We start from the raw sequence: 914 nt of genomic DNA on the forward strand, positions 1-914 counted from the left end.
GTATGTAAAAGAATATCCTGGGCGTCACCTAATACCTATGTAAAAAACATTAAGCTATGTGATTAATATTATTGTGTTTAATTTCTTCATAACTGGGTGAATTATGGTAAATAAAAAAAAGATCCTACATATTATAGGCGCTTTTTCTTTTATTATTCTAACGTTATTTACTTTTTTTTCTAGCGGAGAAAATTTAATTTCCTTAGTTAAAATGGAAGATAAAATAATATTCTCAGGTCCTGTTTTTATGCTATTTTTTGCTTTTCCTTTCCTTTCATACTTTATAGTTTCTGTTATTTTCCTTAATATAAAAAATCGCTGGCCAAAACATCACGATAATTTTATTAAATGTTTTGGGATGATAACTATCATCTCATTTTTTTCGAGTTTCCCCCTATCTTTTTATGTGGATTATAAATTAAAAAGTGAGAATTATTTGGTATGTAAAAGAATATCCTGGGCGTCACCTAATACCTATGTAAAAGACATTAAACTATGTGATTAATATTATTGTGTTTAATTTCTGCATAACTGGAGGGGTTATGATAAATAAAAAAAAGATTATGCATATCATCAGCGCTTTTACTATTTTTATTTTAGCGCTATCAGGTTTCTTTTTGACTGGGGGAAATTTAATTTCCTTAGTTAAAATGGAAGATAAAATAACATTCTCAGGTCCTGTTTTTATAATATTTTTTTCTTTTCCTTTTCTTTCATACCTTATAGTTTCTGTTATTTTCCTTAATATAACAAATCGCTATCCGAAACATTACGATAGTTTAATTAACTATTTTTTGGTGATAGCTATTGTTTCATTTATTTTAAGTTTACCCCTATCTTTTTATGTGGATTATAAATTAAAAAGTGAGAATTATTTGGTATGTAAAAGAATATCCTGGGCGTCACCTAATACC

General features: G+C 27.1%; 3 protein-coding genes. All 3 read left to right on the forward strand.

What is annotated here, in order from left to right; all coding sequences use genetic code 11:
- Positions 1–12: 12 nt before the first annotated feature.
- Positions 13–66, forward strand: coding sequence for a DUF1240 domain-containing protein (locus AM629_RS22900; protein WP_083451976.1), 54 nt, complete (start codon positions 13–15; stop codon positions 64–66).
- Positions 67–103: 37 nt separating this feature from the next.
- Positions 104–505, forward strand: a complete 402-nt coding sequence (locus AM629_RS21280) for a DUF1240 domain-containing protein (RefSeq protein WP_054481788.1) — start codon at positions 104–106, stop codon at positions 503–505.
- Positions 506–542: 37 nt separating this feature from the next.
- On the forward strand, positions 543–914 hold a 372-nt coding region (locus AM629_RS21285; protein WP_054481791.1), incomplete at its 3' end, for a DUF1240 domain-containing protein.

Source organism: Photorhabdus heterorhabditis (assembly GCF_001280945.1).
In the GTDB taxonomy this organism is placed as follows: domain Bacteria; phylum Pseudomonadota; class Gammaproteobacteria; order Enterobacterales; family Enterobacteriaceae; genus Photorhabdus; species Photorhabdus heterorhabditis.